Here is a 15,860-nt window from a genome sequence, read left to right as displayed (position 1 = left end):
ATGCAATTATCAATTACTGGTTGATTCAACATATGTGCATAACATGCTTTTATATTAAGTAATTCATTTATTATTAATTTTTTGATTGGTACCCTCAGGCAGAATGAAGTAAATTTAATAGCCGCAACACGTTCAATATTATAATAAGGGTGAATACAAATGTGAGATACGGCGCAGTATACACAAACAGCCGGAAAGAGGTTTTTCTCCCTGGATTTTTTATGAAATTGTATGAGAATATTATTACAGGAATTGATAAAATTGCTACTGGTATAAGATAAACAAGATTGTAAAACCCCATAAAATAGGGTATTAAAGAGAATACTATCAGTAATACTGATGAAAATGATATGGCAATTGCTGTAGACCTGTCGGAATGAGTGACTGGAAACATTGGTACATTTGCCTTTTTATAATCTTCCCTGTATCTGTATGCAAGGCTCCATACATGAACGGGAATCCAGAACATGACAAGGAAAAATAATATCCATGGAAGCCATGAAAAGTCTGATGTTATAGTATACCATCCTATAAGGACGGGAAAAGCGCCGGAAAAGCCACCATAAATAATACTGTAGGGTGAAACCTTTTTAAGAAGATAACTGTAGATGAATACATTGTCAAATATCCCGATTGACATGAATATAGATGCTATGAATCTTCTGAATGCCAGCAGTATTATCACAGACAGTACTGCAAGGGAGTAGCCGAACATAAGAGCCTGTTTTTTGGTTATCTCGCCAGTTGGCAATGGCCTATTTTTGGTTCTTTCCATTGTAGAGTCCATTTCAAGGTCAATGTAATTTGTCAAACCCTCAGCGCCCATTGACCCCATTGTAACAGCTGCAATAGCCACAAGTATCATTATTATGTTATTAAAAGAAAAATTATTAACAGCCAGTATAGCCCCACCAAAAGCAATAAAAACTAGAAGCCACCAGACCTTTGGTTTTGAGTATTCTATATATATAGCTATTTTACTTGGCATTAAATCTTAATCTTTATGTTAATCTTAAATAAATATATTGGCTAATCCATGAAATTTATAGCTATTAAACTTACAGGATTAATGATCAAGACAATAAAAATGAAATGTTTATAAGGTTGTTATCAATGAAAGACTAATGTCAGACGGAAACAACATCAACAAAATAATGGAAAGGACAAGAAACGATAATAGCTTAAGGGATATCCCTGGAGTTCTCGTCCCAGTTTGGCAAATAAAAATACGTGAAAGATTTGGCATTAATGTTGACAGGGAAATAGCAGAATATATTGTTCTTGCGGTTCATGAAAATGGTACATGGAAAAAGCAGAGGGCTGTAAGAAAAATTGAAAAAATACTCATAGAGAGAGGCAATGAAATGCCGGTAGCCAAAAAACTCGCAAAAAACATATTGGAGATGGCAGTTGGAACCGCACAGGAATAAGATAAATAAGAAATCGCTGGAAATTTTTTTGTCCATGCTTGAAAAACCAGCTTCCTATAATATTGATCTGGAACAGTATCCCACTGATGCAAACTCTGCGTCAACCCTTTTGACTGAAGCATACATGGACGGAAATATTTTAGGAAAAACAGTAATAGATCTTGGAACGGGCACTGGAATATTCGCCATAGGGTCGTGCTACCTTGGGGCGAGCCATGCTACGGGAATAGACATAGACCCTGCTATGATTGAGATATCCAGAAGGAATGCAGAACCGTTTCCATGTGCTGAATTCATAAATTCTAGTATTTCAGAGGTTCATGGCAATTATGATACGGTCATAATGAATCCGCCATTTGGATCTGTTATAAAGCATGACGACATGCCATTCATAATAAAAGCCCTGGAAATAGGGACACACATATACAGCATACACAATATAAAGAGTTATGGATATATAAAAGAATTTTATTCAGAAAGAATGCGGTTAATAAGGCAGGAAAGGATTTTTATAAAGGTCCCCAGGATATATCCACACCACACTGAGGCATACCATGAAATAGAATCACTGCTTGTATATGGCATTAAGAATTAAAAAAATAATTATACATAGTTATAATATCCATTGGTTCAAATGGCCGGGGTGGGGTAATGGACATCCTTGGGGACTGTGGATCCCCGGACCCGGGTTCGATTCCCGGTCCCGGCCCTTGTTTCTTTTTCTGTAGCTATAGGAATACTATGATCAATTGTTATTCCTTTTGCCACTAAATAACATGTTTAAAGACCGCATAGGGAATGAAACCGATAGATTGAATTATAAAATTACTATCATGTCCCATGGAAATAAAAAGAGAGGATTTGTTAAAGAATCCTGTAAAGGACATGAAGATAAATAAAAACACTACTTTAATGCAATTAATGGAAATGTTTGGCACCAGCGGCGGTTTCACATCAAAAAAGATATACGAGGGTTATCAGATTTTAAAGGAGGAATTTACATCAGATGAAACCACATTTCTTTCATTCCCAGCAGATATAATATCCACTGGCACAAGAGGTATAATAAACCAGCTTGTAAAAAACAAACTTGTCGATGTTATTATCACCACCAACGGAACACTGGACCATGATATTGCACGTGTGTATACCGATTATTATGCAGGTACATTCAATTTTGGCGATGAAAAACTTAAGGACATGAATATAAACAGGTTGGGGAATGTATTTGTCCCTGATGAAAGCTATGGTGTCATAATAGAGGAAAAACTGATGCCCATGATAGAGGAGCTATACAGCAAAAAGAAAGAATGGGCACCTGTAGACCTGATTAGGGAGGTTGGGTTAAAGCTGAACAATGAGAACTCAATTCTATATAATGCCGCAAAGAATGGGATACCGGTATTTGTGCCCGGCATAACCGATGGCTCTTTTGGATCACAGTTATGGTCTTTCTATGAGATGCACCATGATTTCAGGATAAATTTGCTGGAAGATGAACACAGGCTTTCGGACATAGTTTTTGATGCAAAGAAAACAGGTGCACTGATGATAGGCGGTGGCATTTCTAAGCACCATACAATATGGTGGAATCAGTTCAGGGATGGCCTTAACGAGGCAGTTTACATAACCACAGCGCAGGAATACGATGGGTCATTGTCTGGTGCAAAGCTTGAGGAAGCCATCACGTGGAAGAAAGTAAGAAAGGATGCAAAATTTGTAAATATTTATGGGGATGCAACGGCCATTCTTCCCATTATGGTTGCACCGTTTCTTTAAACTTTTATCCATTTATTAGTTTTATAAATTCAGGTTAATGCCTTTCCTTTTGTTTCTGGGGCATATTTCAGAGTAAGGGCCAGTCCAATGAATTCGAATATGGCAAAGAATATAATTATTGCCTTTAATCCGTATAATGCATCTATTATTGGAAATGAGAAAACAGCAACTATAGACCCAATACGGGATACAGATGTAGCGAAGCCCATAGCAGTTCCCCGTATTCTTGTTGGAAATATTTCCACAGGATATGTATATGTAATCGGGCTTGGCCCAACGTTATGGAAAAAGTGGACAAAACCGAAAGCACTGAAAGTCATCAGTAGCCCTACAACCATGTACTGGTTAACAAAAAAGAATAATATCAGTACGGCAAATGACCCCAGGAATCCAATAATCAGGAGGAACCGGCGGCCAATACGGTCAACATAGTATATGGCAATTAGAAATCCTATTACTACTGGTATTGATTCTGCCATTCCGGTAAAGACCACATAGAGGTCGGCATAATATGATGTTATTTCAGTAGAGAATATAAGTGGTGAATATGTCCATATGCCATAACTCACAATATCATAGGAGAACCATGCTATGGAAATGAATATGATGTATGCTGCATATTTTCCCTTAAAAACATCCCTCAGCCTTGTCTTTCCCGGGCTTATTTCCGGAAGGTTTTCGATTGAATACCCTGTTGATGCTTCGAATTTGTCCTTTGCCTCTTCACCGGCCACTTTACCATATTTATGCTGTACCCAGTATGGGCTTTCTGGTATTTTTTTCCTTGAATATAGAACAAGAATAGGAAAAACAGCTCCTATCATGTACATATAACGCCATGCATTGACTCCTGTAAACAGAACAAGCGGCACGGCAAACCCCAGAAATATAAGAGAACCAATGGAAAATGAAAATATGTTAAAAAACATAAACTTTCCCCTGGACTTTGTTGGCGAGAATTCTGCCTGGATTGATGAACTTACAGGATAATCTGCACCTATTCCAATACCAACTATCAACTCAAGAATTGAAAAATTGATATAATTTGTTGCAAGGCCTGTAAGAAAGATAAATATTGAAACAAGAAAAAGGTCGTAAATATATATGAACCTCCTTCCGTAGATGTCGGCAATGTATCCGGAAATAAAACTGCCTATAAGAACTCCACCTATTGATGATATCCCCATAATTGAGATTTCATAGCTTTTCAGTGACATTACGTTTATCAGATAGAGCAATGCATAGGAAAAAACTGTGAGCGTGTAACCATCCATCATAACCCCCATGGAAGAAAGTACAGTAATTTTCCTTAGAAATGGCGAAGAGGGTGCATCTGATATTGTCTTATAGCTGTTCATTCCATGGATTATAGCAATGTAATATATAAATAATTAGTATTTACTTAAAATTAAGTATATAGGTAATATTATATGGCCCCTGTTAAAAAAAATATTTATATATCTGTTATTGATTAAGTGTTGACGACGGTCATAACATCGGGGAAATACCAGGTCTCATTCCGAACCCGACGGTTAAGTCCGATGTGTTGCATACTGTACTATCTTCCGCGAGGGGACGGGAACTATGTTTCGCTGTCGTTTTTCAATGTCCATTTTTTATTGGTTTTTAAGGAAAATTAATTAATATAATTTCCATTGGGTATTATGATTAATCCATGGAGTTCCTCACAGTATTTCGATTATGAGAAATTGATTAAGGAATTTGGCATTCAAAGGCCGGACAACTACTTTGACTATTTTATGTTCAGAAGACATCTGATATTCGGCCAGAGAGGATTGGATTATCTTGAATATTCCATTAAGAATAGGATTAAATTCAATGCCATGACCGGTTTAATGCCCTCTGGCCAGATGCATCTTGGAAATAAGCTTTCTATTGACCAGATAATATACTTCCAGTCACTGGGGGCGGATGTATACATTGCTGTTGCCGATCTTGAATCCTATGCAACAAGAGGTGTAGGGTTCAAAAAAGCCCGTGAAATCGCTATAAATGAATATATAGCCAATTATATTTCAATGGGACTGAAACCATGCAAGATATATTTCCAGTCTGAGAATTATGATACCCAAAGTTTATCCTTTGTACTTTCAAATGAGACAAACATGAATGAATTGAAGGCAATATATGGGCTTACGGATTCATCCTCAATTTTGCATGTAAATTCCCCTATCATACAGGCTGCTGATGTGTTGCACACACAGTTGAAACACCTGGGAGGACCAAGAGCCACAATTGTCCCTGTGGGAGTTGACCAGGACCCGCATATAAGGCTCATGCGCGATATAGCTAAAAGACTCAGGGTTTATAATGTGAAAGTGGAAAACAGCAAAATTTCCGTTTATATAAAGGGAAATGAGGATCCAAAAGATAAAATAGATCGTGCCATGGAAATTCTGGCGGAAAATGGATATGAAAGCAATGCAAATTATGAATACCGTGCCCTATACATAAAAAACTCATCGGTTGAGGATAGAATAAAAATAGATATGATTCTTGTACTGGAGGAAAGTGCCATAAATGATTTCGCCTTCATAGAACCATCCGCAACATTCCAGAAACTGGAAACGGGATTGAAAGGGGGTAAAATGTCATCATCGATTCCTGACTCCCTGATTAGCCTTAATGATAGTGGAGAAGAAGCTACTAGAAAGATAAAACATGCAGTTACTGGCGGCAAACAGACCATAGAAGAACAGAAAAAATATGGTGGCAACCCGGATATATGCCCTGTTTTTGAACTGTATAAATACCATAGCACGGATGATAAGTATGTCACTAGAGTTTATGATGAATGCAAAGGAGGTGTTAGAATGTGCGGAGCATGCAAATCAGAGGCAGCAGAAAATATATCAGGCATGTTAAAAATACTGGCTGAGAAAAAGGATGAATCACTTAAAAAATTGGATAATTACCTCATAAAGAGGTCTTCATGAATTAAACTATGCAGTTTTCTAAGCTCCTCCGGCCTGAATATGCCATATTCCGTTATGAATGCGGTTACATATTCATGGGGTGTGACATCAAATGCCGGATTTTTGGCGTGTCCTTCAGCCGGTCCCAGCCTTGAATTATTGACCATTAGTACCTCATTTTCATCCCTCTCCTCTATTGGTATTCCTTCTCCGGTTTTAAGTGAAAAATCAAAGGTGCTTCCCGGAGCCGCAACATAAAAAGGTATATTGTTCACCTTTGCCAGCACGGCTTTTTCATATGTCCCTATCTTGTTTGCAAAATCTCCATTAGCAGCTATTCTGTCGGCTCCCACAATTGCAAGGTTAATGTCCCCGTTTTTCATGAAATATCCCGCTGCATTGTCTGCTATTATGGAATAATCTATTCCCTCCTGCTGGAGTTCCCAGGCAGTAAGCTTTGCACCCTGCAGCCGGGGTCTTGTCTCGTCAACATATACAAATATTTTCTTGCCTGAATCATGTGCTATTCTCATGGGAGCAAGGGCTGTTCCCCAGTCGACAACTGCAAGGGCACCTGCATTGCAATGGGTCAAAATATGGTCATTGGCCTGTATAAGCGTGTTCCCGTATTCGCCTATCTTCCTTGACCTTTCAGTAATTTCCAGTGCATACCTCCTCGCTGCAGATTCAGAAAAATTATTTGCTTTCATGAAATCAATGGCTTTGAAAAGATCGTATGCAGTGGGCCTGGACGATGATATTGTTTTCACTGCTTTTTCCATGTCCTCCATATTTTTTGATGCCATGGCAAGCCCATATGCAGCAGTAACCCCTATTGCCGGTGCGCCACGAACAACCATATTCTTAATTGCATAATAAATATCATCACTGTTTTTTGCAGAGTATATTTCAATTGTTTCAGGAATTTTTCTCTGGTCTATAAGCTTAACCTGGTTTTCTTCAAACCACACTGCCAGAATTGCCTTTGATTCGCCGTTTATGTTAACTTTCATTATGGAATATGAGAGAAATAGATATTAAATTTTTCATGTAATTAAGCCTACACAAATCCAGAAAAAGTAAAACGTTAAAATACTATTTAGTAATGTCATAATACAAAAAAAGTTATATGTTTCAAATGTATATGGCTGACTACATATTGTGGGTCCGTAGCTCAGCTAGGTAGAGCGTCTGGCTTTTAACCAGGCGGTCAGGGGTTCAAACCCCCTCGGACCCGTTTAGGTGAAAATATGAGTAAATTCAATGTGCTTGAGCACGAAATAGTGCCAGAACACCATCTGGTTCCTGTGGAAGAAGAGGAAAGCGTTTTAACCAAGCTTAATGTGACAAAGGATGACCTGCCCAAAATTGGTATTAATGATCCCACTATTAAGGCGCTGGAGGAAATTCACGGAAAACTTGTACCGGGCAGGGTAGTTAAAATTATTCGCAAAAGCCCCACTGCAGGTTATTATGAGTATTATAGAGTTATTGTTAAGAGTGTGATATAAGATGAATCCTATTTTAGATGCGTTTTTCAAATCAGAGAGTGTAGTTAATTATCAGATTGATTCCATGAATTATTTTTATGCTTCAAAGAACAATCCGGATAATATAATGCAACAGATAGTGGACGAAACCAAGATATCCGATGATGCAACACCTGGAGTAATAGATCTTGACCCTTCAAAAACAAAGGGCAAGGACATAAAAATTTATTTTGGCAGGGAAAGGCAGAATGGCAAGGCTACGGGAGATCCAACGATATGGGTAGACAAACCTGAAATCAAGGAAGCTTCCGGTGCTACAAACCAGATAACACCACAGGAAGCCAGGCTCAGGGACCTTAACTATATGGCACCCATAATGTTGCGGCTGCGTATAGTGGAAGATGGGATAGAAAGAGATGCAAATACCATTAAAATAGGGGAAATACCGGTAATGGTAAGATCAAAAATATGTACATTGTCAGAACAGAATCTGGACCTTTACATTGAAAAAAACAATGGCCCTATAGATGAAACAAGGGAGAACAAACTGAGATATGTAGACGAGGATCCCACAGACCCTGGAGGATATTTTATCATTGGCGGATCAGAGAGGGTAATAGTTTCACTGGAAGACCTTGCGCCAAATAAGATACTTGTTGAGTATGAAGAAAAATATGATTCAAGGGTAGAAGTTGCAAAGATTTTCTCCCAGAAGAGCGGATTCAGGGCATTGATATCTATGGAAAAAGGAAGCGATGGTATAATTAACGTTTCTATACCCACTGTAGCTGGAACAATACCTCTTGTAATACTGATGAAGGCGCTGGGAATCGACAAGGATGTTGATATCCATGAAGCAATTTATACCGATCCGAGAATGGATCCATTAATCTATGCCAATATAGAGGATTCAAGAAATCTTAAAATTCTGCCACCCAATGGAATTAACAATAATGAAGATGCACTGTCTTACCTGGAAAAGAGGTTTGCTGCAGGGCAGGCCAAAGAGTTCAGGGATAAGAAGATCACACAGATGCTGGATCGTGCTTTGCTTCCACACCTTGGAGATGATGTTTCAGACAGGTTAAAGAAGGCTATTTACCTTGGAAGAATGGCAAGATCACTTCTTGAGCTTAATTTAGGAATGCGTCATGTTGACGATAAAGACCATTATGCAAATAAGAGAATCAAACTTTCCGGCGACCTTCTGGATGAACTTTTCAGAAATGCATTCCAGTCAGTTATGAAAGATCTGAAATACCAGCTGGAAAAAACTTACAATAAAAAAAGAGGTATCAGGCTGAGGCCTGCAGTCAGGCAGGATCTGCTCACACAGAAAGTACTGCATTCCATGGCAACAGGAAACTGGATAGGTGGAAGGACAGGCGTGTCCCAGCTGCTGGACAGGACATCCAATATGTCCACATTGAGCCATCTGAGAAGGATTATTTCTCCACTGACAAGATCGCAGCCGCATTTTGAGGCCAGAGATCTCCACCCGACACAGTGGGGGAGAATTTGCCCTAACGAGACCCCGGAAGGTCAGAACTGTGGCCTGGTTAAAAATGCATCACTTATAATTAATGTAACCCAGGGAATAGATCCTGATATTGTAATGGAAGAATTGCAAAACATGGACATACACGAAGTAACAAAGGAAGAAGCTTCCGGGCGTATTTACCTGAATGGGGATTTCATAGGGTACCATAATGACCCGGCAATACTCACCGACACAATAAGAAATTTAAGAAGGTCGGGAAAATTATCAAACGAGGTAAATGTTAAATACGATTCCAACACAAATGAGGTTATTATTAACTGCGACCGCGGAAGGCTAAGAAGGCCATTATTTGTCGTAAATGAAGGAAAAACAGTAATGAATGAGGAAATGCTCGAGAAATTGAGAATGGGCGAATATACAGTAAATGACCTTATTTCCAGTGGAGCCATAGAATGGCTTGATGCTGAAGAAGAGGAAAACGCATATATATCAGTATTTCCATTCGAATTTCCCGATAATTGCCCAGATTGTGGCAAAGTTCTTTACAGGGATAATGTCACATGGATAAATCCAGGAAATAGTGATGTTACTCTTGAGTGCGATGAATGCCATGCACACTTTAAGGGTACAAATAACCTATCCATGGATCACACACACTGTGAAATAGATGCTTCAATGATCCTTGGAGTTGTTGCTTCCCTTATTCCATATCCGGAACATAACTCCTCACCAAGAATAACAATAGCTTCTGCAATGATTAAGCAGTCCATAGGGTTGCCACAGGCAAATTACAGGATAAGGACAGATACCAGGGGGCATTTATTGCACTACCCGCAGATTCCACTTGTTACAACCAAGGTTATGGATTTCATTAAATACAGGAGGAAGCCTGCAGGCCAGAATTTTGTTGTAGCAATAGTATCCTACCATGGGTACAACATGCAGGATGCAATTATAATGAACAAAGCATCTATAGAAAGAGGGCTGGGCAGGAGTTCATTCTTCAGGACATATACAGCAGAGGAAAGAAGATATCCAGGAGGGCAGGAAGATAAATTTGAAATTCCAAGCCACGATGTGCTTGGGGCCAGAGCTGAAGAATATTATAAAAATCTTGATGAAAATGGAATAATATTCCCTGAATCCAAAGTAGAAGGTTCAGATGTGCTTGTTGGAAAAACATCACCACCGAGATTTCTGGAGGAAGAAAATGCCGACAAACTTGGCCCACTGAGAAGGAGGGAATCTTCTGTTACAGTAAGGCCTACTGAATCCGGATATGTTGACAATGTTTTCCTTACAGTTTCTGAAAGCAACAGCAGGATAATTAAGGTTAAGGTAAGAAGTGATAGGATACCCCAGCCAGGAGACAAATTTGCTTCAAGGCATGGGCAGAAAGGAGTTATAGGTTATGTAGCCGCCCAGGAAGACATGCCATTCACAGAGGATGGAATTATACCAGACCTGCTTTTCAATCCACATTCAGTTCCTTCGAGGATGACTCTGGGACATGTGCTTGAAATGATGGGTGCAAAGGTTTCTACAATGAGCGGTGAGAATATAGATTCCACAATATTTGATGGGGAACCTGAGAGAAGCCTTAGGGAACAGTTAAAGAAATATGGGTTCCGTGAATCCGGAAACGAAGTCATGTATGATGGAATTACCGGAAAGAAATTTGAAGTGGATATATTTATGGGCGTAATTTATTACCAGAAACTCCACCATATGGTAGCCAGCAAGTTCCATGCAAGGTCTAGAGGCCCTGTACAGATACTTACCAGGCAGCCAACAGAAGGCAGATCAAGGCAGGGAGGTCTGAGATTTGGTGAAATGGAAAGGGATACTCTGATAGCCCATGGTGCGTCTATGGTTATAAAAGACCGTTTGCTGGATCAGAGTGATGGTACAATACTCTATGTTTGTGGAAACCCTACCTGCGGGCATATAGCTATTTATGATTTCAGGAAAGGGACATTGCGGTGTCCTGCATGTGGCAATACAGGCAATATTTATCCCATAGAAACAAGTTATGCATTTAAATTGATGAGGGATGAATTAAGTTCAATGGGAATTGTAATGAGATTGGAGCTGGGTGATATGAAATGAATTTTAATAATGTTTCAAAGAGAATAGAAAAAATTAAATTTGCCCTTTTATCTCCTGATGAAATCAGGAAAATGTCACAGATCAGGGTTATAACGCCCGATACATATGACGATGATGGTTATCCCATAGAAAGGGGATTAATGGATCTTCATATGGGTGTAATAGAGCCTGGGCTTAAATGCGCTACCTGCGGTGGAAAAGTAGATGAATGCCCGGGGCATTTCGGGCACATAGAACTGGCAATGCCTGTTGTCCACATAGGTTTTATTAAGGAAATCAAAACCATGCTGGATGCCTCATGCAAGGAATGCGGCAGGATTAAATTAACAGATGATGAAATAAATAATTACCGTACACAGATAAGTTCTGTAGATTTTGAAACCACCGACCCTGAAATTATAGATATGACGCTAAAGAAAATTCTTGATGTGGCAATACAGAGAAACATATGCCCGCATTGCAGTTCAGAGAGCCCGAAGGTTATACTGGATAAGCCCACAACATTCCGTGAGGGTGGAATAAAAATAACGCCAAAGGAAATAAGGGAAAGGCTTGAAAGAATTCCCGACAACGACCTCTTATTTTTCGGGATCAACAGCACGGCAGCAAGGCCAGAATGGATGATACTTACTGTACTGCCTGTTCCTCCAATTGATGTCAGGCCTTCAATTACACTGGAAACTGGAGAGAGAAGCGAGGATGACCTTACACACAAACTTGTGGATATAATTAGAATATCACAGAGACTGAGGGAAAGCAGGGATAATGGTTCTCCACAGTTAATTATTGAAGATTTATGGGATTTATTACAGTACCATATTACTACATATTTTGATAACCAGACTGCAGGGATACCTCCAGCCAGGCACAGATCCGGGCGTGCTTTAAAGACACTTGTACAGAGGCTTAAGGGAAAAGAAGGCAGGTTCAGGGCAAACTTATCCGGTAAGAGGGTAAATTTCTCATCCAGAAGTGTTATCTCACCGGAACCATTCCTTTCCATGAATGAGGTAGGAATACCTGAAGTAGCAGCAAGGGAACTTACAGTTCCTGTCCTTATAAACTCCTTTAATATAGATAAAATGAAGGAATGGATAAAAAGAGGTACTGCACCCAGAACTCCTGATGGAAAATATTTAGCAGGCATAAATTACCTTATAAGGCCGGATGGCAGAAGAATAAAGCTTACAGACCAGAATGCTGAAATAAACAGTGACCGTATTGATATAGGATGGACAGTAGAGCGCCAGATGACAGAGGGAGATATTGTGCTGTTCAACAGGCAACCTTCACTTCATAGAATGTCCATGATGGCACATGCAGTAAGGGTTCTCCCGGGAATGACGTTCAGATTTAATTTATCAGATTGCACCCCATATAATGCTGATTTTGATGGGGATGAGATGAATCTGCACGTTATACAGAGTGAGGAATCAAGGGCAGAAGCCAGGATAATCATGAAAGTACAGGAACAGATCATGTCACCCAGGTTTGGTGGGCCTATTATAGGAGCCATACATGACCACATAACATCACTTTTCCTCCTTACGCACAATAATCCTCTGATCAGTGAGGATGATACACTGCATACAGTTTCATATATTGAGTTTGACAGGCTTCCGGAACCGGTTATAAAAGACGGCAAGAAGTATTACCATGGCAGGGATATTTTTTCGCTTATATTGCCTGAAGGATTAAATGTTAAATTCAAAAGCCATCTATGCGCAGGTGCCAAGGATAAATGTGAATATGAGGATGATCCTGCAGATACGTATGTTGTTATCACAGATGGAAAACTGGTTCATGGAACAATTGATGATGAAGCAGTTGGGCCATTTTCCGGTGTTATAGTTGATAAAATATTCAGAAATATAGGACCACAGGCAGCTGCAAAATTTATTGATAGTGTAACAAGGCTTGCTGTTGGGTTTTTGAGCCACAGGGGCTTCTCCACAGGTATCAAAGACTATGATATACCGAAGGATGCTATTTCCAGAATTCAGGAAATATCCAATGAAACACTTGAAAAAATAGAAAAACTGGTGGATGCTTTCAGGTCAGGACAGTTACAGCCGTTGCCCGGGAGATCCGTAGAGGATACCCTTGAAGTTGAAATACTTAGCAGCACGGGTGGTGTCAGGGATGAATCAGGTAAAATTGCATCACAGTATCTGGGGTTAAATGATCCGTCCGTTATCATGGCAAGATCCGGTGCAAGGGCAAAAATGCTTAATATAGCAGAAGTAGCCGGAATGGTAGGGCAACAATCAGTCAGGGGAGGCAGGCTCAACAGAGGATATGCGAACAGGACACTTTCACATTTCAAGGAGAATGATCTTGGAGCATATGCAAGGGGATTTATTAAATCCTCATACAGGGCAGGTTTAAATCCCACAGAATATTTCTTCCACAGTATTGGAGGCAGAGAAGGACTGGTGGATATAGCAGTAAGGACATCAAGGAGCGGTTACATGCAGAGAAGGCTTATCAACGCTTTCGAGGACCTCAAGGTAAATGAAACTAGAAGAGTTGAAGACACAATAGGTTCAGTTGTCCAGTTTAAATATGGAGAAGACGGCATAGACCCGACCAGAAGTGATGAGGGCCAGACGGTTGACGTAGATTATGCAGCATATGATGAATTTGGTGATGAACAATGATGTCACTGGTATGGAGAGATACAAAGAAGAATGTTGAACAGATCGCACAGAATGCACCGTGTGGCTATGCAATAGACTATATGCCTGAAGGAAAATTTGACACCGCTTATATTTCCACTGACAAAGTGAATGTTGATTATGAGGTAAAAATATCAGGTATTTCAAAATATGAACCTGCCGATGACCTTATTTTCAAAAGGAAAACAGGCCTTAAAGCTATACTGAAAATAGATAGCATAAGAAAAATTGACAGGGTACCTATCAGTGAATTTGATATGGAAAAAGGTTTTAAGGAACTTGCCTCATTTGCCATGGGGGAAAAATTCCAGGTGGATTACAAGGAAAAAGAGGCATTCCACCTTTCCACTGAAGCAACAAGTATTATGGAAGATGCAGAATCACGGGGATATAAAATTCCTGTTTCAATAGCAAATAAACTTGTAAAATACAGAAAAGCTTTTCCTGACAGCAAATATGAGAAACTTCTTGAAAGGGTTGACAGAGAATTAAGAAAAAGGGAAATAGACCCATTCGAGGCTGTTGGAATTATTGCTGCGCAGAGCATAGGTGAGCCCGGTACACAGATGACAATGAGAACGTTCCACTTTGCAGGAGTGGTAGAAATGAACGTTACCCTGGGGCTTCCAAGGCTTATTGAGATCGTGGATGCGAGGAGAATACCCAGTACTCCATCAATGACTATATACCTGACAGAAAAATACAGAAAGGATGAGAATAAAGTCAGGGAATTAATCAAGAATCTGGAAAATACCACTATAATAGACGTTGCCGAAATTGTAACTGATGTGGGCAATATGGAGCTAACGATCAGGATGGACAGCAATAAGAGCCGTGACAGGCTTGTGTCTATAGGTGATATACTCTCTGCCCTTGAGAAGAGAAAGGGAATAATTTTCGCTCAGGTTGATGATAGCAATATTTCCATTAAGCTTCAACAGGAATCGTTTAAGTCACTATACCAGGTCCAGGAACAGCTAAAGTCAACCCCCATAAAGGGAGTCAATAAAATAAGCAGGGCCATAGCAAGGATAGACCCGAAGGAAGATGCATGGGTAATTTATACACAGGGGTCAAACCTGCGGGAAGTACTGAATATTGAAGGTGTAGACTCAAACAGGACAACCACGAACGATATAATAGAAATAGAAAACGTCTTTGGTATTGAAGCTGCTAGAAATGCTATATATCGTGAGGCAGAGAACACACTTAGCGAGCAGGGGTTAAATGTTGATAAAAGGCATTTAATGCTTGTAGCTGATATGATGACTTTCTCAGGTGCGGTAAGAGCTGTGGGGAGGCAGGGGATTTCAGGACGGAAGAGCAGTGTCCTTGCAAGGGCAGCCTTCGAAATTACGTCAAAGCACCTTCTTAAAGCAGGGCTTCTCGGTGAAATAGATCCTCTGGCAGGCGTTGCTGAGAATATTATAGTGGGACAGCCTATAACACTGGGAACAGGTGCTATAGACCTTGTCTACAGGGGAAATAAAAAATAAAGGGATACCATGAATGAAATAACACTGGATAATCAGACAATAGGATTTATAAAATTATTTGAAAGCTATACTAGAACTAACGTATTTGAATGCCTTGAAAACGAAGAGATGGTCCTCTTTGTTGTAGGTGAGCACAAACTGGCAGATATTTTTAAAAAACATGAAAATATAATTGCAGATTTAAAAGCAAAGATCAACAAAAGGATAGTCATGGCAGAGTTTTCCCCTGACCTTCTAACATTTACAAAGAATTTATTTTACAGGTATGGGGTAAATGAGATTAATCTCATATGGAAGGACAATATAACAAACATTTTTGTAGGAATAGCGCCGGAAAATATAGGGAAAGCTATCGGCAAAGATAGCAGAAACATAAAATTAATGAGGGATGCTATTTCCAGGTACTTTAAAATAAAAAATGTAATAATAAAGCAGAGATAA

12 protein-coding genes, 2 tRNA genes and 1 rRNA gene are annotated in these 15,860 nt (G+C 39.6%); 12 read left to right on the top strand and 3 right to left on the bottom strand.

Annotation, left to right across the window (positions count from 1 at the left end):
- Window positions 1-94: 94 nt before the first annotated feature.
- On the bottom strand, window positions 95-988 hold the full coding sequence (locus FACI_RS05910) for a heme o synthase (RefSeq protein ID WP_009887218.1): 894 nt from the start codon (window positions 986-988) through the stop codon (window positions 95-97).
- Window positions 989-1,124: 136 nt separating this feature from the next.
- Between FACI_RS05910 and FACI_RS05905 the strand changes: the two genes are divergently transcribed.
- From FACI_RS05905 to FACI_RS05890, 4 genes are all read left to right on the top strand, one after another.
- Complete coding sequence (locus FACI_RS05905) at window positions 1,125-1,430, top strand: hypothetical protein (protein WP_009887217.1); 306 nt, start codon at window positions 1,125-1,127, stop codon at window positions 1,428-1,430.
- Between the two features lie 34 nt (window positions 1,431-1,464).
- Window positions 1,465-2,025: an METTL5 family protein gene (locus FACI_RS05900; protein WP_019841610.1), complete on the top strand. Its 561-nt coding sequence runs from the start codon at window positions 1,465-1,467 to the stop codon at window positions 2,023-2,025.
- Window positions 2,026-2,067: 42 nt separating this feature from the next.
- A tRNA-His gene (locus FACI_RS05895) sits at window positions 2,068-2,139 on the top strand.
- A 131-nt stretch (window positions 2,140-2,270) separates the two neighbouring features.
- A complete protein-coding gene (locus tag FACI_RS05890; protein ID WP_009887215.1) occupies window positions 2,271-3,209 on the top strand; it encodes a deoxyhypusine synthase in 939 nt (312 codons plus the stop codon).
- 29 nt (window positions 3,210-3,238) lie between these two features.
- On the opposite strand, the gene FACI_RS05885 is transcribed toward FACI_RS05890, so the two are convergent.
- Window positions 3,239-4,567: an MFS transporter gene (locus tag FACI_RS05885; protein ID WP_009887214.1), complete on the bottom strand. Its 1,329-nt coding sequence runs from the start codon at window positions 4,565-4,567 to the stop codon at window positions 3,239-3,241.
- A 122-nt stretch (window positions 4,568-4,689) separates the two neighbouring features.
- Between FACI_RS05885 and rrf the strand changes: the two genes are divergently transcribed.
- Together rrf and FACI_RS05875 are read left to right on the top strand one after the other, a co-directional pair.
- Window positions 4,690-4,810: ribosomal RNA gene (gene rrf, locus FACI_RS05880) — 5S ribosomal RNA — on the top strand.
- Window positions 4,811-4,873: 63 nt separating this feature from the next.
- Window positions 4,874-6,166 (top strand): tryptophan--tRNA ligase, encoded by a 1,293-nt coding sequence (locus tag FACI_RS05875; RefSeq protein WP_009887213.1) that lies wholly within the window; start codon window positions 4,874-4,876, stop codon window positions 6,164-6,166.
- On the opposite strand, the gene mtnA is transcribed toward FACI_RS05875, so the two are convergent.
- A complete protein-coding gene (gene mtnA, locus FACI_RS05870) occupies window positions 6,142-7,158 on the bottom strand; it encodes an S-methyl-5-thioribose-1-phosphate isomerase (RefSeq protein WP_009887212.1) in 1,017 nt (338 codons plus the stop codon). The genes FACI_RS05875 and mtnA overlap by 25 nt on opposite strands.
- Window positions 7,159-7,308: 150 nt before the next feature.
- Here mtnA and FACI_RS05865 point away from each other — a divergent pair.
- From FACI_RS05865 to FACI_RS05840, 6 genes are all read left to right on the top strand, one after another.
- A tRNA-Lys gene (locus FACI_RS05865) sits at window positions 7,309-7,382 on the top strand.
- Window positions 7,383-7,395: 13 nt separating this feature from the next.
- A complete protein-coding gene (locus FACI_RS05860; protein WP_009887211.1) occupies window positions 7,396-7,656 on the top strand; it encodes a DNA-directed RNA polymerase subunit H in 261 nt (86 codons plus the stop codon).
- 1 nt (window position 7,657) lies between these two features.
- Window positions 7,658-11,245 carry a DNA-directed RNA polymerase subunit B gene (locus FACI_RS05855; protein ID WP_009887210.1) on the top strand — a complete coding sequence of 1,196 codons (3,588 nt, stop codon included), beginning with the start codon at window positions 7,658-7,660 and terminating at the stop codon, window positions 11,243-11,245.
- On the top strand, window positions 11,242-13,905 hold the full coding sequence (gene rpoA1, locus FACI_RS05850) for a DNA-directed RNA polymerase subunit A' (protein ID WP_009887209.1): 2,664 nt from the start codon (window positions 11,242-11,244) through the stop codon (window positions 13,903-13,905). The genes FACI_RS05855 and rpoA1 overlap by 4 nt, the downstream gene beginning before the upstream one ends.
- Window positions 13,902-15,419: a DNA-directed RNA polymerase subunit A'' gene (gene rpoA2 / locus FACI_RS05845; protein ID WP_019841609.1), complete on the top strand. Its 1,518-nt coding sequence runs from the start codon at window positions 13,902-13,904 to the stop codon at window positions 15,417-15,419. The genes rpoA1 and rpoA2 overlap by 4 nt, the downstream gene beginning before the upstream one ends.
- A 9-nt stretch (window positions 15,420-15,428) precedes the next feature.
- Window positions 15,429-15,860 (top strand): NusA-like transcription termination signal-binding factor, encoded by a 432-nt coding sequence (locus FACI_RS05840; RefSeq protein WP_009887207.1) that lies wholly within the window; start codon window positions 15,429-15,431, stop codon window positions 15,858-15,860.

Origin of the sequence: Ferroplasma acidarmanus Fer1 (assembly GCF_000152265.2) — an archaeon.
Classification (GTDB): domain Archaea; phylum Thermoplasmatota; class Thermoplasmata; order Thermoplasmatales; family Thermoplasmataceae; genus Ferroplasma; species Ferroplasma acidiphilum.
Note: the sequence above shows the minus strand (reverse complement) of the source record. Positions and strands in the feature narration are given on the sequence as shown.

Bases quoted from the DNA above. Each gene is read 5' to 3' on its own strand.
- FACI_RS05910 (WP_009887218.1), bottom strand. From the start codon at position 988: ATGCCAAGTAAAATAGCTATATATATAGAATACTCAAAACCAAAGGTC.
- FACI_RS05905 (WP_009887217.1), top strand. From the start codon at position 1,125: ATGTCAGACGGAAACAACATCAACAAAATAATGGAAAGGACAAGAAAC.
- FACI_RS05900 (WP_019841610.1), top strand. From the start codon at position 1,465: ATGCTTGAAAAACCAGCTTCCTATAATATTGATCTGGAACAGTATCCC.
- FACI_RS05890 (WP_009887215.1), top strand. From the start codon at position 2,271: ATGGAAATAAAAAGAGAGGATTTGTTAAAGAATCCTGTAAAGGACATG.
- FACI_RS05885 (WP_009887214.1), bottom strand. From the start codon at position 4,567: ATGAACAGCTATAAGACAATATCAGATGCACCCTCTTCGCCATTTCTA.
- FACI_RS05875 (WP_009887213.1), top strand. From the start codon at position 4,874: ATGATTAATCCATGGAGTTCCTCACAGTATTTCGATTATGAGAAATTG.
- mtnA (WP_009887212.1), bottom strand. From the start codon at position 7,158: ATGAAAGTTAACATAAACGGCGAATCAAAGGCAATTCTGGCAGTGTGG.
- FACI_RS05860 (WP_009887211.1), top strand. From the start codon at position 7,396: ATGAGTAAATTCAATGTGCTTGAGCACGAAATAGTGCCAGAACACCAT.
- FACI_RS05855 (WP_009887210.1), top strand. From the start codon at position 7,658: ATGAATCCTATTTTAGATGCGTTTTTCAAATCAGAGAGTGTAGTTAAT.
- rpoA1 (WP_009887209.1), top strand. From the start codon at position 11,242: ATGAATTTTAATAATGTTTCAAAGAGAATAGAAAAAATTAAATTTGCC.
- rpoA2 (WP_019841609.1), top strand. From the start codon at position 13,902: ATGATGTCACTGGTATGGAGAGATACAAAGAAGAATGTTGAACAGATC.
- FACI_RS05840 (WP_009887207.1), top strand. From the start codon at position 15,429: ATGAATGAAATAACACTGGATAATCAGACAATAGGATTTATAAAATTA.